The sequence below is a fragment of the Duganella guangzhouensis genome (assembly GCF_009674535.1).
GTDB classification, from domain to species: domain Bacteria; phylum Pseudomonadota; class Gammaproteobacteria; order Burkholderiales; family Burkholderiaceae_D; genus Rugamonas; species Rugamonas guangzhouensis.
Window position 1 is genome coordinate 577,911 of sequence record NZ_WKJK01000001.1, and the last position, 15,255, is coordinate 593,165.

At 57.5% G+C, this 15,255-nt stretch carries 21 protein-coding genes; 6 read left to right on the forward strand and 15 right to left on the reverse strand.

The window, feature by feature from the left end; translation table 11 throughout:
• Position 1: 1 nt before the first annotated feature.
• Positions 2-229 carry a hypothetical protein gene (locus tag GJ699_RS02690; RefSeq protein WP_154372828.1) on the reverse strand — a complete coding sequence of 76 codons (228 nt, stop codon included), beginning with the start codon at positions 227-229 and terminating at the stop codon, positions 2-4.
• Positions 226-930: an SOS response-associated peptidase gene (locus GJ699_RS02695; RefSeq protein ID WP_154372830.1), complete on the reverse strand. Its 705-nt coding sequence runs from the start codon at positions 928-930 to the stop codon at positions 226-228. Before GJ699_RS02695 ends, GJ699_RS02690 begins: the two co-directional genes overlap by 4 nt.
• A gap of 26 nt (positions 931-956) precedes the next feature.
• On the opposite strand from GJ699_RS02695, the gene GJ699_RS02700 reads away from it, so the two are divergent.
• A complete protein-coding gene (locus GJ699_RS02700) occupies positions 957-1,673 on the forward strand; it encodes a hypothetical protein (protein WP_154372832.1) in 717 nt (238 codons plus the stop codon).
• A gap of 174 nt (positions 1,674-1,847) precedes the next feature.
• Here GJ699_RS02700 and GJ699_RS34095 read toward each other — a convergent pair whose 3' ends face one another.
• Together GJ699_RS34095 and GJ699_RS02710 are read right to left on the reverse strand one after the other, a co-directional pair.
• On the reverse strand, positions 1,848-2,039 hold the full coding sequence (locus tag GJ699_RS34095; protein ID WP_195763442.1) for a site-specific integrase: 192 nt from the start codon (positions 2,037-2,039) through the stop codon (positions 1,848-1,850).
• Positions 2,040-2,068: 29 nt separating this feature from the next.
• Positions 2,069-2,437, reverse strand: a complete 369-nt coding sequence (locus GJ699_RS02710) for a site-specific integrase (RefSeq protein WP_154372834.1) — start codon at positions 2,435-2,437, stop codon at positions 2,069-2,071.
• Positions 2,438-2,547: 110 nt separating this feature from the next.
• Between GJ699_RS02710 and GJ699_RS02715 the strand changes: the two genes are divergently transcribed.
• Positions 2,548-3,078: a hypothetical protein gene (locus GJ699_RS02715; RefSeq protein ID WP_154372836.1), complete on the forward strand. Its 531-nt coding sequence runs from the start codon at positions 2,548-2,550 to the stop codon at positions 3,076-3,078.
• A 122-nt stretch (positions 3,079-3,200) separates the two neighbouring features.
• Positions 3,201-3,809 carry a DUF1353 domain-containing protein gene (locus GJ699_RS35245; RefSeq protein ID WP_154372838.1) on the forward strand — a complete coding sequence of 203 codons (609 nt, stop codon included), beginning with the start codon at positions 3,201-3,203 and terminating at the stop codon, positions 3,807-3,809.
• Positions 3,810-4,162: 353 nt separating this feature from the next.
• Here the strand turns inward: GJ699_RS35245 and GJ699_RS02725 are convergent, their stop codons facing one another.
• The 3 genes from GJ699_RS02725 to GJ699_RS02735 form a co-directional block, all read right to left on the reverse strand.
• Complete coding sequence (locus tag GJ699_RS02725; protein ID WP_154372840.1) at positions 4,163-6,247, reverse strand: hypothetical protein; 2,085 nt, start codon at positions 6,245-6,247, stop codon at positions 4,163-4,165.
• A gap of 276 nt (positions 6,248-6,523) precedes the next feature.
• On the reverse strand, positions 6,524-7,375 hold the full coding sequence (locus tag GJ699_RS34365) for an FxDxF family PEP-CTERM protein (RefSeq protein ID WP_229261901.1): 852 nt from the start codon (positions 7,373-7,375) through the stop codon (positions 6,524-6,526).
• A 342-nt stretch (positions 7,376-7,717) separates the two neighbouring features.
• The gene (locus GJ699_RS02735) at positions 7,718-7,900 is read right to left on the reverse strand and encodes a site-specific integrase (RefSeq protein ID WP_154372842.1); all 183 of its coding nucleotides are present in this window, start codon (positions 7,898-7,900) and stop codon (positions 7,718-7,720) included.
• Positions 7,901-7,912: 12 nt separating this feature from the next.
• Here GJ699_RS02735 and GJ699_RS02740 point away from each other — a divergent pair, with 12 nt between their 5' ends.
• Positions 7,913-8,257: a hypothetical protein gene (locus GJ699_RS02740; protein WP_154372844.1), complete on the forward strand. Its 345-nt coding sequence runs from the start codon at positions 7,913-7,915 to the stop codon at positions 8,255-8,257.
• A gap of 130 nt (positions 8,258-8,387) precedes the next feature.
• Here the strand turns inward: GJ699_RS02740 and GJ699_RS34370 are convergent, their stop codons facing one another.
• Complete coding sequence (locus GJ699_RS34370) at positions 8,388-9,083, reverse strand: FxDxF family PEP-CTERM protein (RefSeq protein ID WP_229261902.1); 696 nt, start codon at positions 9,081-9,083, stop codon at positions 8,388-8,390.
• Between the two features lie 112 nt (positions 9,084-9,195).
• Here GJ699_RS34370 and GJ699_RS34940 point away from each other — a divergent pair, with 112 nt between their 5' ends.
• Positions 9,196-9,324 (forward strand): hypothetical protein, encoded by a 129-nt coding sequence (locus tag GJ699_RS34940; protein WP_267877700.1) that lies wholly within the window; start codon positions 9,196-9,198, stop codon positions 9,322-9,324.
• Between the two features lie 62 nt (positions 9,325-9,386).
• Here GJ699_RS34940 and GJ699_RS34100 read toward each other — a convergent pair whose 3' ends face one another.
• The 4 genes from GJ699_RS34100 to GJ699_RS34375 form a co-directional block, all read right to left on the reverse strand.
• Complete coding sequence (locus tag GJ699_RS34100; RefSeq protein WP_195763443.1) at positions 9,387-10,022, reverse strand: FxDxF family PEP-CTERM protein; 636 nt, start codon at positions 10,020-10,022, stop codon at positions 9,387-9,389.
• A gap of 258 nt (positions 10,023-10,280) precedes the next feature.
• Positions 10,281-11,528 carry an MFS transporter gene (locus GJ699_RS02755; protein WP_308495499.1) on the reverse strand — a complete coding sequence of 416 codons (1,248 nt, stop codon included), beginning with the start codon at positions 11,526-11,528 and terminating at the stop codon, positions 10,281-10,283.
• Positions 11,410-11,703 (reverse strand): LysR substrate-binding domain-containing protein, encoded by a 294-nt coding sequence (locus tag GJ699_RS02760; protein WP_154372848.1) that lies wholly within the window; start codon positions 11,701-11,703, stop codon positions 11,410-11,412. The genes GJ699_RS02755 and GJ699_RS02760 overlap by 119 nt, the downstream gene beginning before the upstream one ends.
• Positions 11,704-11,710: 7 nt before the next feature.
• Positions 11,711-11,860 carry a helix-turn-helix domain-containing protein gene (locus GJ699_RS34375; RefSeq protein ID WP_154372850.1) on the reverse strand — a complete coding sequence of 50 codons (150 nt, stop codon included), beginning with the start codon at positions 11,858-11,860 and terminating at the stop codon, positions 11,711-11,713.
• Between the two features lie 99 nt (positions 11,861-11,959).
• On the opposite strand from GJ699_RS34375, the gene GJ699_RS02770 reads away from it, so the two are divergent.
• The gene (locus GJ699_RS02770; RefSeq protein WP_154372852.1) at positions 11,960-12,154 is read left to right on the forward strand and encodes a hypothetical protein; all 195 of its coding nucleotides are present in this window, start codon (positions 11,960-11,962) and stop codon (positions 12,152-12,154) included.
• Between the two features lie 5 nt (positions 12,155-12,159).
• On the opposite strand, the gene GJ699_RS02775 is transcribed toward GJ699_RS02770, so the two are convergent.
• The 3 genes from GJ699_RS02775 to GJ699_RS02785 are packed head-to-tail and all read right to left on the reverse strand — an operon-like array spanning position 12,160 to position 15,244.
• Entirely contained in the window at positions 12,160-12,630 is a 471-nt protein-coding gene (locus tag GJ699_RS02775) for a response regulator (RefSeq protein WP_154372854.1), read from the reverse strand.
• The gene (locus tag GJ699_RS02780; RefSeq protein WP_154372856.1) at positions 12,627-14,474 is read right to left on the reverse strand and encodes a sensor histidine kinase; all 1,848 of its coding nucleotides are present in this window, start codon (positions 14,472-14,474) and stop codon (positions 12,627-12,629) included. Before GJ699_RS02780 ends, GJ699_RS02775 begins: the two co-directional genes overlap by 4 nt.
• The gene (locus GJ699_RS02785) at positions 14,471-15,244 is read right to left on the reverse strand and encodes a response regulator transcription factor (RefSeq protein WP_154372857.1); all 774 of its coding nucleotides are present in this window, start codon (positions 15,242-15,244) and stop codon (positions 14,471-14,473) included. The genes GJ699_RS02780 and GJ699_RS02785 overlap by 4 nt, the downstream gene beginning before the upstream one ends.
• Between the last annotated feature and the right edge of the window lie 11 nt (positions 15,245-15,255).

The following is a 15,255-nucleotide window of genomic DNA, read 5'->3' on the forward strand; positions in this document are numbered from 1 at the left end:
ATTAGTCGCCTGGCCGGTCGACAATTACCAGTTGGCCGGGCCGAAACACCTCAAATATCGACTCACCTTCCACTTCCCACGTGCAGTAAATTCCGTTACGCACGCCCTCCCAGTCATGCTCCTCACCGAGCTCGGCTGCCAAAACTTCCATGATCGGGCCATCTGGCTTGCCGTTCATGCGTACCAAATCGCCGTCCCGTGGACGGCCGTTCTCCAGTTCGAATTTCATAGAAGCCCCATCTGCGCATCAACTGTGGGTACCTGTGGCGGCAATGGCCGGGCCAGTTCTGGCCCATCCTTCACCGCGCTGCTGACTTCAAACCAGGCAAAAGTATCAGGGCCAAGTGCCATGTTGCGCGCCAGCTCGGCGGCCATTTCACCCGACAGCTCCGGATCTAACCATGTCGCCGCATCGGCCGCAGTAAATACGATCGGCGCGCGCGAGTGCATGTCGACCATGCTGCCCTCGGCCTCCGATGTGACGATCACGAAGCCGCTCTCATGCGCCTTCTCGGTCACCTCCCACTGCGTGATGCCGGCCATGTAGAGCAATTCGCCGTCGGCGCGGTGTATATGCCAGCGGTGCTTTTTCTTTGGATTGTCCGGCTCGGGCACCCATTCATACCAAGCATTCGCTGGCACAATTACCCGCCGGCTGCGAGCCAGTCTCCCCCAGTAGCGTCCGAGCAGTTTGTCGAGCCGAGCGTTGGGCACTGGACGGTTTGCGCCTGGCGGTGCGTTGCGGCCAAGGTAGCCCCAGAAACGTGTGTCCAACACCAGCTGCGAATCTTCTATATAGAGAATTGGTCGCTGCGTACCCGGCCTGGCGTCAAACGTTGGCGCGGTCGATCCTCGGCGCAATACCTCATCCGCCCAGCTGAAATCCGCAAGGAACCTTCCGACGTCGTTTTGGTCAAGTCGTCCGCACATTGAAAAATAGTAACCTAGTTTTGCCGGTGATATACTGTTTTTATATACAGTATTTGATCGAGGGAAAAATGAAAGTCTGGGCACAACGGCGGCGGGAAGACGGCGCGGCGCTGGCCGGCGCGCTGCCGGTGGTCGAGGGCGCGTCGCTGCTGGAGCTACTGGTGGTCGACGTCACGCTGGCGGGTAACCGCCGGCCATCAAAGGTCGCCCGGCTGCAGCCGATCGGCGAGCAGCGAATCCTTGCGCAACTGGCCATGCCGAAGTTGGTCCAGCTCAAGGGCTGGGGCATCGTCATCAGCGGGATAGAGGAGCACCGCGACGATTACCGGAACGTGCGCGGCACGGCGCAGACCTGGGTGTGCAAGTTCCATGTGCCTGCGAACGCCGTCGGCTGGCGAGTGCGAGATATGTACGTCGGCGGCATCGCCGTGCCGAAGAGTGGCGTCCGGGAGGGCTCCGGCTCACGCGGCCCGCTGGTGGTGGGCGGCGAGCACTCCAACGCGCTCCAGCGCCACACCACTTGCGCAGAGTTGCACCGCTACGAGATATCCACTTTCCCGCAGAAGCGCCTGATAGACTGTGACCTGGTGTGGATGTCGGACACCACTTTTGAGCTGGTCGGCCTGCACATCAAGCCGGCGCATGGAGATGAGCCGGAGCAGCTGGAGCGTGGCGGCTGGCTGTGCGAGATCGACATCAAAGAGCGCGAGCTGACGAAGGCCGAGTATCGGGCGCTGCGGTAGCCTTGCGCTGGCATATCGTTCTATTGTGCCGTGGTATGATCAAAGGCGTTCATGTGGCGCTCCAAATTATTCGCCAGCATAAATTTTGTGGCGAAAATTTGCCAATCGTGTTTTTAAGTTGTTGAATTTAAAGAAATCACGATTCCGGCTCGAGGCACCACCCAATCTACAACGTCATCGCGGGGTGGTATGGCCTAGCTGATCTTGCGCAGCGCCCAATCCCTCGGCATCGTCTTTATCCGTTGTTGCCTTCGCGCGCAGATCGCGGAATTGGAAGTTTTTAATCTCCTGCCCCAGCTCGGGGTGCGCGACAATTGCGGCCGCCCGCGCGCGATCGAATGCGCCCCGCAACATGAACTCCGTCATCCGCTGGCCTTTGTCGTTGCAGATCAGTGCTATCCCGGCCACCTTGCGGCCGTTGATTCGGTGACCACGGCCTCCAGTTGCCCCTCCACCGCAATGCGGATCTTCTTGCCGGTTTTGTTTTGCTCGACCGGCAGATGCCCATCTTTGAGGTCCGATCGGTTGAAGTCCAGTAGGTCGCCTTTGCGCTGTGCCGACAGGTAAGCGATGTCCATAGCGTCTTGCAGTCCCTGGTCGGCCACTGCCCAGACGGCGTTGTAGATGTGGTCCTCGATGTAGACGTCACGGCCTTCCTCCTGAAATCCCTTAATGCCAGCGCAGGGGTTTGGCAGCTTCGTCAGCCCCTTGTTGCGGGTAAAATTCCAGATGTGCGAGAGCAGCGCCTTTTTGCGGTTTGCCACCACCTGGCCTTCCTTCCCTGTGAATTTCTGCAGCGGCTTGCCGTTCGCCTGCCGTGCTGCGTTTTCGTCTTTGCGCCGCTGAACGGCGGTCCTCCATCGGAGAGCACCACATGGGCTTTGCTGACCGATACCTTCACTCCGTCAATTTGAGCAATCTGCTGGACGACGAGCACCACCACGCGACCGATGCACTGTGCGCGGCGGCGGTCGCGGACACGGCCGGCGCTGGCTTCGGTGCGCTGCTATCTCGCGTCAAGTACGCCGATGGCACGCAGCACAAGCTGTTCGAATCGGGCAGTGCCAACTTGGCCGGTCTGCTGCGCATCTGGACTGCGCGTGTGATCGAGAAGGGCCGCGAGCGGAAGTGGGTGAAGATCGGCAATGCTTGGGATGGCCAGGCGGCCGAGGCTTTGTATCGTCGCGTCGCGGAGCGTTCGCTCGCGCACTGGCTGGATGGAAAATGCCCGACGTGCGCCGGCACCGGTAACAAGGATCGCCGCATTTGCACTCCCTGCAAAGGCACCGGGCGCGGCGAGGTGGGCGGCCAAGGCTTCGAACGTGAGCGTGTGCTGGATATGGTCAGTGAGCTGGAAGGGCTCATTCAAGCGCACAACGCGCGGGCGGCGACAAGTCTTCGTTAGCGGTAAAGCTCTGCTCCTACGGAACGGTAAGTTGGTTTTGCAACAATTGTCATTTATTAGTGTTAAATTAGCAATTATTGTGCTACGGTCGTGGTTCCTAATAACAAATAAGGGATCTCATCATGCGCTTAATTGCGGCGGCAGTCGTTGCATTTATTTCGGCTTGTGCGTCAATTCCGTCGCCTAGTGTTTCGACGCTCCCGGACGGGAAAAGTGCGATATTAAATTCGCCACTTGTATGGAGTACTGGCGGCGAAACTATCGTAGTTCCTCGCGGCTTCTACACCGATTATGCTAGTGTGCCATTCCCTTTTAAAATGCTACTACCAAGTCAAGGGCGATATAGCAGGGCGGCCATAGTTCATGACTACCTTTATTGGACGCAAGCTTGCACGCGCAAACAAGCAGATGCAATTTTGTTGCGAGGTATGCGTGAAAGTGGCGTTGATGCATTGGTTGCCGATGCTGTTTACGGAGGGGTTCGGCTCGGAGGCTGGTGGGCGTGGAAAACTAACAGGAAGGAGCGCGCGAGTCATTTGCCGAAGGTAGTACCTCCGGATAATATACGAGCTGCGGCGGAGGTGAATGACTTCAACAAATACCGTAAAACATTCACTGCCTTTGACCCTGCTGATACGGATGCTGCTGGCTCCGCGCCGGGCTACTGCTCCTTGGGAAGCTCGATTACCCTACCTGTAGTCACGGGTGAGGCCACAGACCCGGTTGATTGATTTTCTTAGCAATATTCGCTTGATCGTTGACTTTCTCGGCACCTTAAGTTAACGTCGAGTCCTACACACTCACTGCGTGTCGTAATGCAGGCTTCGAGCCTCACCGCTAGCAGTGATTCGAGGATAGCACCCACTCCGTTGATGCTTTCGCTCGCGTGTACAAACCGCTCACTTCGCAGATAGCGCTGGGGCAAACAGCGAAGCCACCCTTGCTGTGGCTTTTTCATTTCCGCAGCCGGAACGCGAGGCCGCCATGACGGAAGTGGCGAGGCAGCCGAATGAATCGGTGCGCTAATTGCTGGAGCCGCACACGCACGCGCCGCCAGCCTTCGCGGCGGCGCGGGAGGAAATCCTTACAGACCTGTAACCGGCCACCAAAGGATACTGATCGCGGCGGTGTAATAAACTTTGAGCGACTCCCCTGGGTCCAGGAAGTACATACCAGGCCCCTTATTAGCCGATTCTACAGTTACAACGGTGTTGCCGTTAGCGTCTGTCTTGATGTGCTGTGGTGCGTTGGCGCCTGCAGAGACACCATTGCCGTACACGTTGTAAAGACGGCGCACATTGCTGGTATTGGTGATTATGCGTGGCGAGCCTGTATCTGCCTGTTCAGGAGCTTGGCCAGCAACATTGAATATCGGATTCCTCGACATGCTCATGTAGTGGGTTACGTCCACTGACAACGTGTTGGCTGACTTTCCGTTTGTATTGATCACCCGTGCGAAAAAGTACGGGCTGCCTACGGAATTCGGTACGCTGCCACCGCCTTGTGATTTTATGAATAATTTGAAGTTGACTTCACTCATCTGAGTGGTGGCGGCAGAGTCATAATTCAGGATGCACGGACCGTTGTAGCCTTTCTTGTTGATGTCCGATGTGATGAGATCGATGTCGGCTGCACCTTGGCACGTATACTTGATGTTAATTACGTGGTTGTTGCCTGTATTGATGGCAGTGCAGTTCCGGATTACAAAGTCGCGTAAATAACCCAAGTCGAACGCGCCATTGGCTCCTTCGCCTGGCGCAACTTGAGTAAACGCGATATTTCCATTGCTATCAGTGTAGGGGATCGAAGCGCCATTGGGACTGGTTGTGTCATTGATCTCCAGATTCTCAAATAGCACGTTAGTGCAATACGCATTTCCGCCGCCGCATGTGATTGCGGTCTTGCCGCTTTTGCTGATGGCGCCATTGACGAGTTGGATATTGTCAGAGGTCATAGGCGATTTGTTATAAATCTGGATTGCGAACAAACCCCCATTGCCGCAATTTTTCATCTGAAAGTCGCGGATAATTAGATTCTGATTGCCGTAGCATGTGTAGCTACTCGCGGGCACCGCGCTATTCACCACCGATTCCGCAGCAATATATATGCCGGCTTGGTTATGCTGATTGCCTCCGCTGCCAAACGGATACAGTGCACTAGAAGCGCGGTCAGTTGGAATCTGCCCATCAATGATGGCGCCGACGTTTATGCAATTCAGCGAGCCGACGTAGCTTACGCAACGGGCAAATTTGACACCGTAGACTTCGCAGAAGACATGACGGATATTGGTTGGTTGTCCAAGGCCGCCAGTCCCAGTGGCGTAGCCCACCACGGCAAATCCATCGTCACCGCCGTCCTTCACCGTGCACTTGTAGTAGATGATGTTCTGGCTAGTACCTGTGCAATGGAAGCTATCCTTGTAGCAGCCGATGGCGGAGCAGTTTGTGATGGCACTGTTGGTGACGTTGCGGAAGAGCACCGCGCCACCGTACGGATCGTTGAAGGTAAGCTGATCGAGACGAACGTTGTCAGCGTTGGTGAAGCGCAAAACGGTGCTGTTCTCCTTGGCGTCGTTGGTAGCACTGGTAGGGGTGCCGAGGACATTGAATGTAAGGCCCGAAACAACGATATTTTTCGAGTTGGCTTGCCAGTCCCAGCGGACATTTGCCCCACCACTGTTCATCAGATAGATTTGGGTTTGAGCTGGTACACCGATAATGCTGAACGTTAGGCCACCGAACATGCCTCCCGTGTCGGTCGCGCTGGCCGGGCCAGCAAAGTTGTAGCGGCCTGCATCGAACTGCAGCGATACGTTATTGGCTTTCGCATAGGCTATTGCGTCAAGCATTTTGGAGTAATAGTCGTTCGTAACGGAAGCATCGTCGGCGGCTTGCGCGTAGATCCCGAACTGACTCACGGATACCAGCGCGCCGGTGAAATTTACCGGATCTGGTTCGGCGATAAGGGCCGGGTCAACATCGGTTGCGGTAAGAATTGGTAGAGCGAAAAGTTTAGCTGCCGGGAGGAGCGTGCCAGTAATTGCGGCACCCATGCCAAGCAAAAGTTTGCGTTTTTTGTATTGCATCTGAGACTTCTCCAAAAGAAAAGTAAACTGTGATCGATGGACAATGCTCAGCGATTTTAATGCAATTTCAATATTGACAATCAAGAAATTTTTCTTGAGATCAGGAAGCGACGACTGCGATCAGTAACGCCTCACCGGCGCAACCGGTGACCACACGCATGCTTGCTCGCCGTAGCACAGCGGTCCCCATGATTCTGTGCATGGGATAGCCCGAGAGGGTATGAGAAGTAGCTGGCAGTCGTGTGGTTGCAGTAGCTGCGGTAATCCCGAGGCCACGGCAGAGGATGAGAACGCAGGCGGCAAACCGAATAATTGAGGGGATGCGTTCGCCCCCCGGTAGAGCAAATCGGCTATATCTCGCTATGCGAGGTTTTTGCGGCGGCGTGCAATAGCGCCGATGAGTCCTAAGCCTGCGAGGAGCATTGCGTAGGTTTCGGGTTCGGGAACGGCTAAAACCGCCAGGGTTGCGTACGTGCCGACACTTGAGGTCACGTAACCCCGGATGCCAATATCTAAAAGATTGTTGTAGGTGAACTCCAAGGTCTGATTCTTGGCGTCGGTAACTGGCAGATCTGCGCCTGCGCTACCGACGATCTGATCCAAACTGGCGCGCGCATCTTCGTTGAAAAATGACAGTGCTGTGCCGTTGCCGCCAAATGAGCCTGACAGAGTGGCAATGCCCAATGCTGAATTCCTATATCCTCCGGATGGCAATCCCGAGCTGGCGGCCGAGACACTCGCATCTGCATAGAAGGTGATGGCAGTGTGTGCTGATAAGGTGAACTGCAATACGCCGAAGTCTGCAGTGGAGTCGTAATCGAAGCTTACCTTGTTGTCACCGCTAGTCTGTAAATAAGCTGAAAGCACCCCGCTGTTTAGCATACTTGTACCGCTTGCGGAGGCCGACATGCTGTATTGAGGACTCGATTGCGTGACGCTAGACGTTATTGATGGAGCAACTGCTCTGTTGAACTTGGAGTGTACGCCGTTTGCATCATCATAAGCGTAAGTGCTTGTTTGGGAAGATCGATCAGTATAACCAACGTTGCCGAAAACTATAGAGGGCGTAATGCCGTCGTTCGGATCAAGGTCGATCAGGGTGTAATGCAGATTGCCGAGGGTTGCCGAAACGCTGCTAGAGGCGGATGCGACATTGATCACCAGGCTGCCTAACAACATTGCCAATATTTTGCCTACAATCATCTTCTTCATGAGACCCCTCTTTGGTTGCTAATCGAGTAACAAAGATTATCATGTTGTTATTGGCAGAATTCTCACACATTGTAATTAGTTGCAAATATTTCTGTTTATCTGGATATACCCTAATGCACTGCTCTGACAGGGGGCGCTACGGCACTACTGGCATGTTAGTCAGCGCCACCGCAGCGCAGGTGCCAGATTCAAACTGAATTCACGTGCGGACCGTCCAAAGCGCTCAGCGGGCGGGCGTTGAAAAGCGGCGCAGATCACCGACGAAGACGAGGCCAAGAGGTGTTTCTGGCTGCTGTGCAATGCAGTACGCCCAGCGGTCCCTGCTTGGCGCGGGGATCAGTGCTATCCCGGCCACCTTGCGGCCGTTGATTCGGTGGCCACGGCCTCCAGTTGCCCCTCCACCGCAATGCGGATCTTCTTGCAGGTTTTGTTTTGCTCGACCGGCAGATGCCCATCTTTGAGGTCCGATCGGTTGAAGTCCAGTAGGTCGCCTTTGCGCTGCGCCGACAGGTAAGCGATGTCCACGCTTTCAACAGTATGCGCTTCACCACCAAGGGCGTGCACTGGGTGGCCGGCGAGTTCGCGAAGCACCAGCTGGCCGAGCAGATGTGGCGAGACACGATGCAGACGGGGGATGCAGCGATTGCTATGGGCATCAAGCCTGTCTTGTTAACGTCACCGCCGGTAGATGGCTACAGCGCGGCCGACAAAGCACTGATACCGGGCTTATTTTTTCGGGAATTGGCCCAAATAGCTTTCGTAGTGATCTATGTCGAAAATCATTGCTATTACGAAAACGCCAATCAACACCAGCAAGTAGAGAGTTTGGACAAGAATTTTTTTCATTTTTATATTTACCCCATGAAGTTGTGTCCATGGTAACAAATCTCTTGCCAAATTTCATCAATTTCTGTTGTCAATATTAAATGTGACACTTGAGGCAAGCGACCATTCGCCTGTTGAAGCCATTTGAGAAAGGGCTGGCCGGCACCACGCAGGCGCCGGCGGTGTATCACGCAGCAGTGCGTTTGCGACGAGCTGCGAAGCCGACTAGGCCCAGGCCGGCGAGGAGCATGGCATAAGTTTCTGGCTCAGGAACGGGAGCAATCGGAATATTTACCGAGAATTGATCCACGCTACCGTTGAACCAAAGAATATTATCTATGTAGGTTTGGCTTGTAGCCCATAGGCCACTGCTAGTCGACATGGACAATTGTTGATTGAAATCCAACGATGGCACAAATCCTACCGTTGAGCTCTGAACAGCTATGTTCGAAGTAAGAGAGGACCAGCCACCGTTGATCCAAGCCGCCACCGAGGTACTAATCGCATCGGTCAGGTAGCTCGGCCCGCTAACGCTGACTGCGTCCGAAATAGTTTGGTTTGCAAGGTGCCGCACACCTTCCCACACATGTGATACGCCATTGATTGTGATTTCGTCTCGCCATGCTTGCCCGTCACCATATATTGTCGTGCTGTATGGCGTGGTCAGGGTAGTGGTTTCGCTTGAGGGAATGACGGTGGCGCTGATCGTTTGGGTAAAGGTAAAGCCTGTTAGATCCTGCCCGGCAACACCAAAGTAACCGTAAATATCCACGCCTTCAGTAATGACACCAGTTGCGGAAACTGTCCAGGTGGCGGCTTCAGCCTGCACGGCTACCCCGATTAGTACAATAGCTGCGATTGTAGCAAGAGATTTCTTAAGCATAGTTCCCTTCCATTGACGCCAATTGGCGAGTTGTTGCCACTAAAGAATGGCAATATATTAATGACTGAAAATCAATTCTAATGGCATTTTGGAAATTTTGAAAGTAAATTTAATGCTCACTACAGAAACTGGCGCCGGCCTGCAGAACGTCGAGAGCTACATCAGCGCGGCCGACGCCAACGCATATAACGCCGGGCTGGCCAATGCCGCCTGGGCGGCGCTGGCATATCATCGTGAGTGACATGAGCAGCGGGTTATGGAATTGATCGCCGGAGCCGGCACCATGCAGGCGCCGGCGGTAGATCACGCAGCAGTGCGTTTGCGGCGCGCTGCGAAGCCGACCAGGCCCAGCCCGGCCAACAACATGGCATAGGTTCCTGGTTCTGGAACAGGCCCTACGTTAGTCAAAACCATGTCATCAACAATGAGGTTGCCGTACGGACCGTTTATAGCAATCGTGTCTGCGCCGGAGAAGTTGATGTCTAAAAACTGATAGGTATCGCTCAAAGTAAAACTCTTGCTCCCAATCTGCAGGCCATCCTTGTACGCGGCCACGGTAATGTTGCTGTAGTCAGTCACCGTCCCCCCGAGCCGCGCCCACATGCTGGTCAGGGTGATGTCGGTGCCTCGAATATACAAACCCTCAATCATTTGGGCGGACAAGTAATTGTTGCCAGAGTGCGCATAATTGGCTGAGTCATATGGAAACCAAGGGCTGGGACCCGGTGCGTACACAGACCACAACCGTTGGTCGTAGCGGCCACCAGTCCAGCGCACGCCATATGCGGTGTCGAGCAAGTGATGGTAGCTGTCGTACGGGGAGGAGGCATGCGTGAAATCGGTGATGTCTTCAAAACCGATGTCTGCGGCGCTGGATGCGGCCGGTGCCAGTAGTGTAGCGAAAGCAAAGAGTCCGGCAGTGAAACATTTTTTCATCATTTCATATCCTTTGGGAGGTTGGTATTTTGAAATGTCAAATATATCATTTGCTTGATTGCCACTTCCGATAACAGATTCGTTAGATTGTCAAAAAAGCCATGCAAATATATCATGAAAATTCGCTTATGGAATAGTGCTTAAAAGCCACAACTATTGCATTGCATGTAACCTTGATGTCGTCGAAAGTACCTGACCTAAACGCTCCCACCATAGGCCGTTGCGTGGCTCCGTCCATGGAGCCGAAGGTTTTGCCGTCATTTATTTCAGACGTTGCCGCCATAACACGATCAGCGCCAGACACGCGAGACTGCCGATGATGAGTGCCAACGAGGTAACACCAACCGTCAGTCCCTTGGCATCGATAAGGTGGCCGGTGACCACAGGAATGGCGCCGGCCGGGATATAGCCGCCCATGTTGAATACGGCATTGGCCTCGGCGCGCCGCTCGGCTGGAATATTGCTGGCAATGAGGGTTAGCCCGCCAAGTTGTCCCAAGCCCTGGCCGCTCCCCGCCAACAGCGCGGAAGCAATCAGCCATGGCACGCCGTTCGTCGCCATTGCAACCCAAACACAAACCATTGCACACGCGGTTGACAGGCCACTCAACAGGAACACGCCGCGGCCGCTGCATCGCTTCGCCACCAACTGCACGCCGACGGCGACGATAAACATGGCAAACGCCACACAGCCAGTGATCAAGGGGCTATTCACGCCGAGAAAACTGGCGATCAGTTTGGGGCCCAGCGATAGGATGAAGGAGGTCGACGTCAATCCCGGACCGAAGAACGCGATCCCCAGCAAAACAATGCTCAACTTGTCAGCGGAGACAGCTGGCAAGCGTGGTTTGAACGCGCCCACACCGAGTCGCTGATTTTTTTGATTGAGTAAAGCGAGCAGCGCCAGGCACAGCACCGCTATTTCAATCCGGAATACCGTGTGAACTGGCGAATGAACATAATGGGCCACGATACCTGCCAACAGCGGTCCACTACCGGCCCCGGCAACCATCGCTACCGACGCCATGAGGGAAGCAAAATGCTTTCGATTCGACTGTGCGTGCTCCACCACGTTGGCCATCCCGCCGGATACCACCAGTCCCACTGAAATGCCGGTGAGGAAACGTGCCAGCATCAGCATGCCGATACTGTTCGCATGGTCAAATAGAATCGCCGCGACGATCGCCAGGCCCACGCATGGCAGCAGTAGCGCTTTGCGCCCGTAGTGATCGGAAAGTTGGCCGGCGATGGTCAGCGTCAGCAGCAGACCGACGATGTAACAGGCGAACACCACGGTCAGCGTTGCGGAGGCGAATCCCATCGACTGCTGCCAGAAGCCGTACAGCGGCGTCGCGGCGTTCGACAGACGCGCACATCGGATATGAAAAAATTCACATTTGCTGTACTTGCACCAGCCCTTCGAGAATGAAATCGAGCACGACCCGGATTTTCGGGCTGCTGCGCAAATCTTCATGAAATGCCAGCCAGATCGGCAGCTCAAGTGGTGCATCGTCAGTCGGCACCTTTATCAGGCCGTATTCCTTGCCCAGAGAGTCTGGTAGCACAACCAGACCGGCCCCACCCATGGCTGCCATTGCCTGGATGCGGAGGTCGTTGCTGGAGATTGCGATCGGCCGGCCTTGGAGCTGGTGCACCAGCCATTGCTGCTGCACTGAATCGGCCATGCTGGCGTCATATCCGATTCATGTTCAGAGATGCTTCCAATGCGGCGATTCTGCGGACCACGGTCGCGTGTTCGACGCCGAGATAGCGCGCGGCGGCGGCCAGCGAGCCTTCGCGCGCAAAGGCAGAAAAGTATCGGAGGCTATCCCAATCAAGCATGTGGAATCTTTTTTTAATGGCTAGTGAATGTACATGGGTTCTATTCGTGTCCAGTACGCGAAAATGTTACCATTCCGTTTTTGTATTGGATGGTCGGATATGGCATCGGAAAAAGCAAGCAAGTTCATCCTGGTTGCCGCGATGGTGGCGGTGGTGTTGGGCGTGTTGGGTTATGTGGTGGTGTTTTATCATAACTACACCGGTTGCCAGCAGCTGGAGGCCGAGGCTGCCAAGAATGGCAAGCCGATGTCCTGCGCTGAAATCAAGGAAGCCGCCAAGGCGCGGCGTAATTAATTCTCTCAGCCCTGGCGGCTGCGATAGCTCTGCGGCGCCAGGTCTTCCTTCGGCGCCAGCGCTTGCAGCCGTTTGTACAGCACCCGTGTCTCCAGCAGATTCCATACCCGCAGCATCGCTTCCAGCGTATCGAACGGTTTGGTGAGGAAGTCTTTCGCGCCCAGCGCCAGCGAGCGGCGCTTGGCTTCGGCCGTGGCGTCGGCGGTGATCACCAGCACCGGCCGAAAATCGTAGGGATCGCCGCGCCGCTTCAGGCGCTCCAGCACGGCGTAGCCGTCCAGGTCCGGCATCATCAAATCCAGCACGATCAGATCGGGATCGAAGGCGGTGTACAGGTCCAGCGCGGTCTTGGCGTCGGTGGTGCCAACCACGTGGGTCAGCCCCTCGCCGATGAACAGGTCTTCCAGCAGCCGCAGATTGGCTGGTTGGTCGTCGATGATCAGGATGCGCGAGGCCAGTACTTCATTTTCCATCATGGTGTTTGCTCCGTGTGGTCCAGCAGCGCGAAGAATGCGGGGACGTTCAATGGTTTGCTCAGTTGTCCGGCGACGTCCGATCCAAGCAGGATGGTGAGCGGGGCGGTGGCGCGCAATTCGGCGTCGGCCAGTTCGGCCGCTACCAGCAGCAGGTCGGGGCGCTGCGCGCGCGCCTGTGTCAGACCGTCGTCGCGGTCTTCGGCGCTGTTCAACCGCCAGTGCGGACGGCGTCGCATCAGTGTGGCGATCAGGATGCGGGTGGCGGCGTCGCCATCGATGCACAGCAGGTGATGCGTGATGGCGCTGGTTTCCGGAGTGGCGGCGGCGGGCGCGCGCTGGCCCTCCGCCTGATCCGGCGTGCTGGCGATGGCGCGCGCATCGGCCACCGCCAGCGTCAACGTGAAGCGGCTGCCGCGTGTCGGCTTGTCGGCGTATTCAAGGTCGCCCTGCATGGCCTGGATCAGCGCTTTCGATACGGTCAGGCCGAGCCCCGCGCCCTCGGCTTTGCCGCGCTCCGCGCCCAGCCGGTCGAAGGGCGTGAACAGGCGCGCTTGCATCTCGGGCGCGATGCCAGGGCCGTCGTCGTCGATGTGCAGGCTGACCACGTCGCCGTCCAGCGTGCAGCCGATGTCGGCGCCGCCGCCGTATTTGATCGCGTTGGACAGCAGATTCAACATCACTTGCAGCAAGCGCTGACGGTCGGCCATCACCGCCACGCTATCGGCGATCGCGGCATGGCGCAGCTGCACGCCGCGCTGCTGCGCCATGGGCGCCATCAGCGTCAATGCCTCGGCCACCAGCGGCGCCAGCGCCACCGCCTCGCAATGTAAGGTCAGTTTGCCGGCTTCGATGCGGCCGATGTCCAGCACTTCATCGATCAGCGACAGCAGATGCTGGCCGGCCTGGCGGATGTGTTCCGCGTGTTCGCGGTCGCGCGGTGCGTTCAGTCCCGCTTCCAGCAACTGGGCGTAGCCGAGAATAGCGTTGAGCGGCGTGCGCAGCTCGTGGCTGGTGCGCGCCAGGAACGCGGTCTTGGCCTGATTGGCCGCCTGCGCCGCTGTGGCGCGTCCTGCCAGCAGCACCGATGCCTGGTGCAGCCGCTCGGCCAGTTGGCCCAGTTCATCGGTGTTGGCCGGCGTCGGCTTCAGCGGCTGATCGCTGGTCAGGCGTTCGGCGTTTTCCACTGCCAGCCGTACCCGTCGCACTAGCCCAATGGTAAAGGCCAGCGTGGCCAAGGTGCCGGCCAGGCCGGCCGCCACGATCGCGATCGTCATCCACAGGTTGCGGTTGGACGCGCCTTGCAGCGCGGCGGTGCGCTGCGCCACCAGTTCGGCCTCGCGCGTGTTCATGACGGCGATTTCGGCGCGCAGCTGGTCGAGAATCTCTTTGCTGCTCAACAGATGCTGCTGCAGCTCGACCGCGCTGGCGTTGCGCTGGCCGCGCATTACCTCCAGGCTGGCCAGCTTGCTCTCCAGCAGAGGGCGGATGCGCCGCAGACTGGCGCGCTGTTCGGCGTCGCTGACTTTGTCTTCCAGGCTGGCCAGCGTGGCCGGCAACTGCAGCGCGGCGGCGCGGTAGGGCGTGAGGAAGTCATCGCGCCCGGTCAGCAGGTAGCCGCGCACACCGGTTGCCGCTTCGGCAATCTGCGTGTGCAGGCGCTGGATGTCGGCCTGGGTTTGCATGGTGCGCAGCATTTCGGCGGTGGCGGCGGCAGTGTTGCGCTCCAGCGTGTAGCTGGTGGCGGCGGAACCCAGCAACAGCACTAGTGACGCGGCGACGATCATGCCGACTTTGACGCCCAGCGACCAGTGGCGCGGATGCAGCGAGCTGACGGCGTCCTTCATGTGCTCAATCCATAGTCTGCGGCGCGCACGGCGGCCTGAGTACGGTCACGCAGGTCCAGCTTGTGCAGGATGCGTTCGATGTGGACCTTGACCGTGCCGCCGGCGATGCCCAACTGCTCGCCGATGTCGGCGTTGGTGTCGCCGCTGGGCAGCAGCGCAAACACTTGCAGTTCCCGTGGCGTCAGCAGCTTGAGCATGGCGGCGGCTTCCGGCGCGGCGGCGCGCGCGCTGGCCTGGCGTGGCGTCGCCAGCAGGGAGGCCAGCAACGCGCCCAGCGCCTGCAGTGTGGTCAGGTCGTCGGCGCTTGGCGGCGGGGCGGGATGGGCGCTGAGCAGCGCGAGCATGCCACGATGTTTGCCGTCCAGGCAGAGCGGCACCAACACTTCCAGGCCGACGCGCTGTTCGCGTCCGATCCGCAGCGGGCTGACGATGTCCTGCCGCACCAGCGGCGCTTGCGGCCCTGGTTGCAGCGCGGCCTGCATGGCGGCGGCGTAGGCCAGGCGCGCGCCGACCGGCGGTACCGGTCCCTGGCTGGCCAGCACTTGCAGCGCGTCGTCCTGCAGCACCATCAGCAGGCCGTCTTCCAGCGACAGGAAGGCCAGCGCCTTGGCCAGCATGGCGGCCAGCGCGGCGGGACGCTGGCCTTGTTCGGCGGCGATCAGGGCGGCGTCGGCCAGCAAACGCCAGCGGGCCGCGCTGCTTTCGATTTGCCGGTAACGGCTGCGCGCGGCGCGCGCGCTGTCGGAGGTGAAACTGGTTGCATTAGTCATGCGCAAATTAT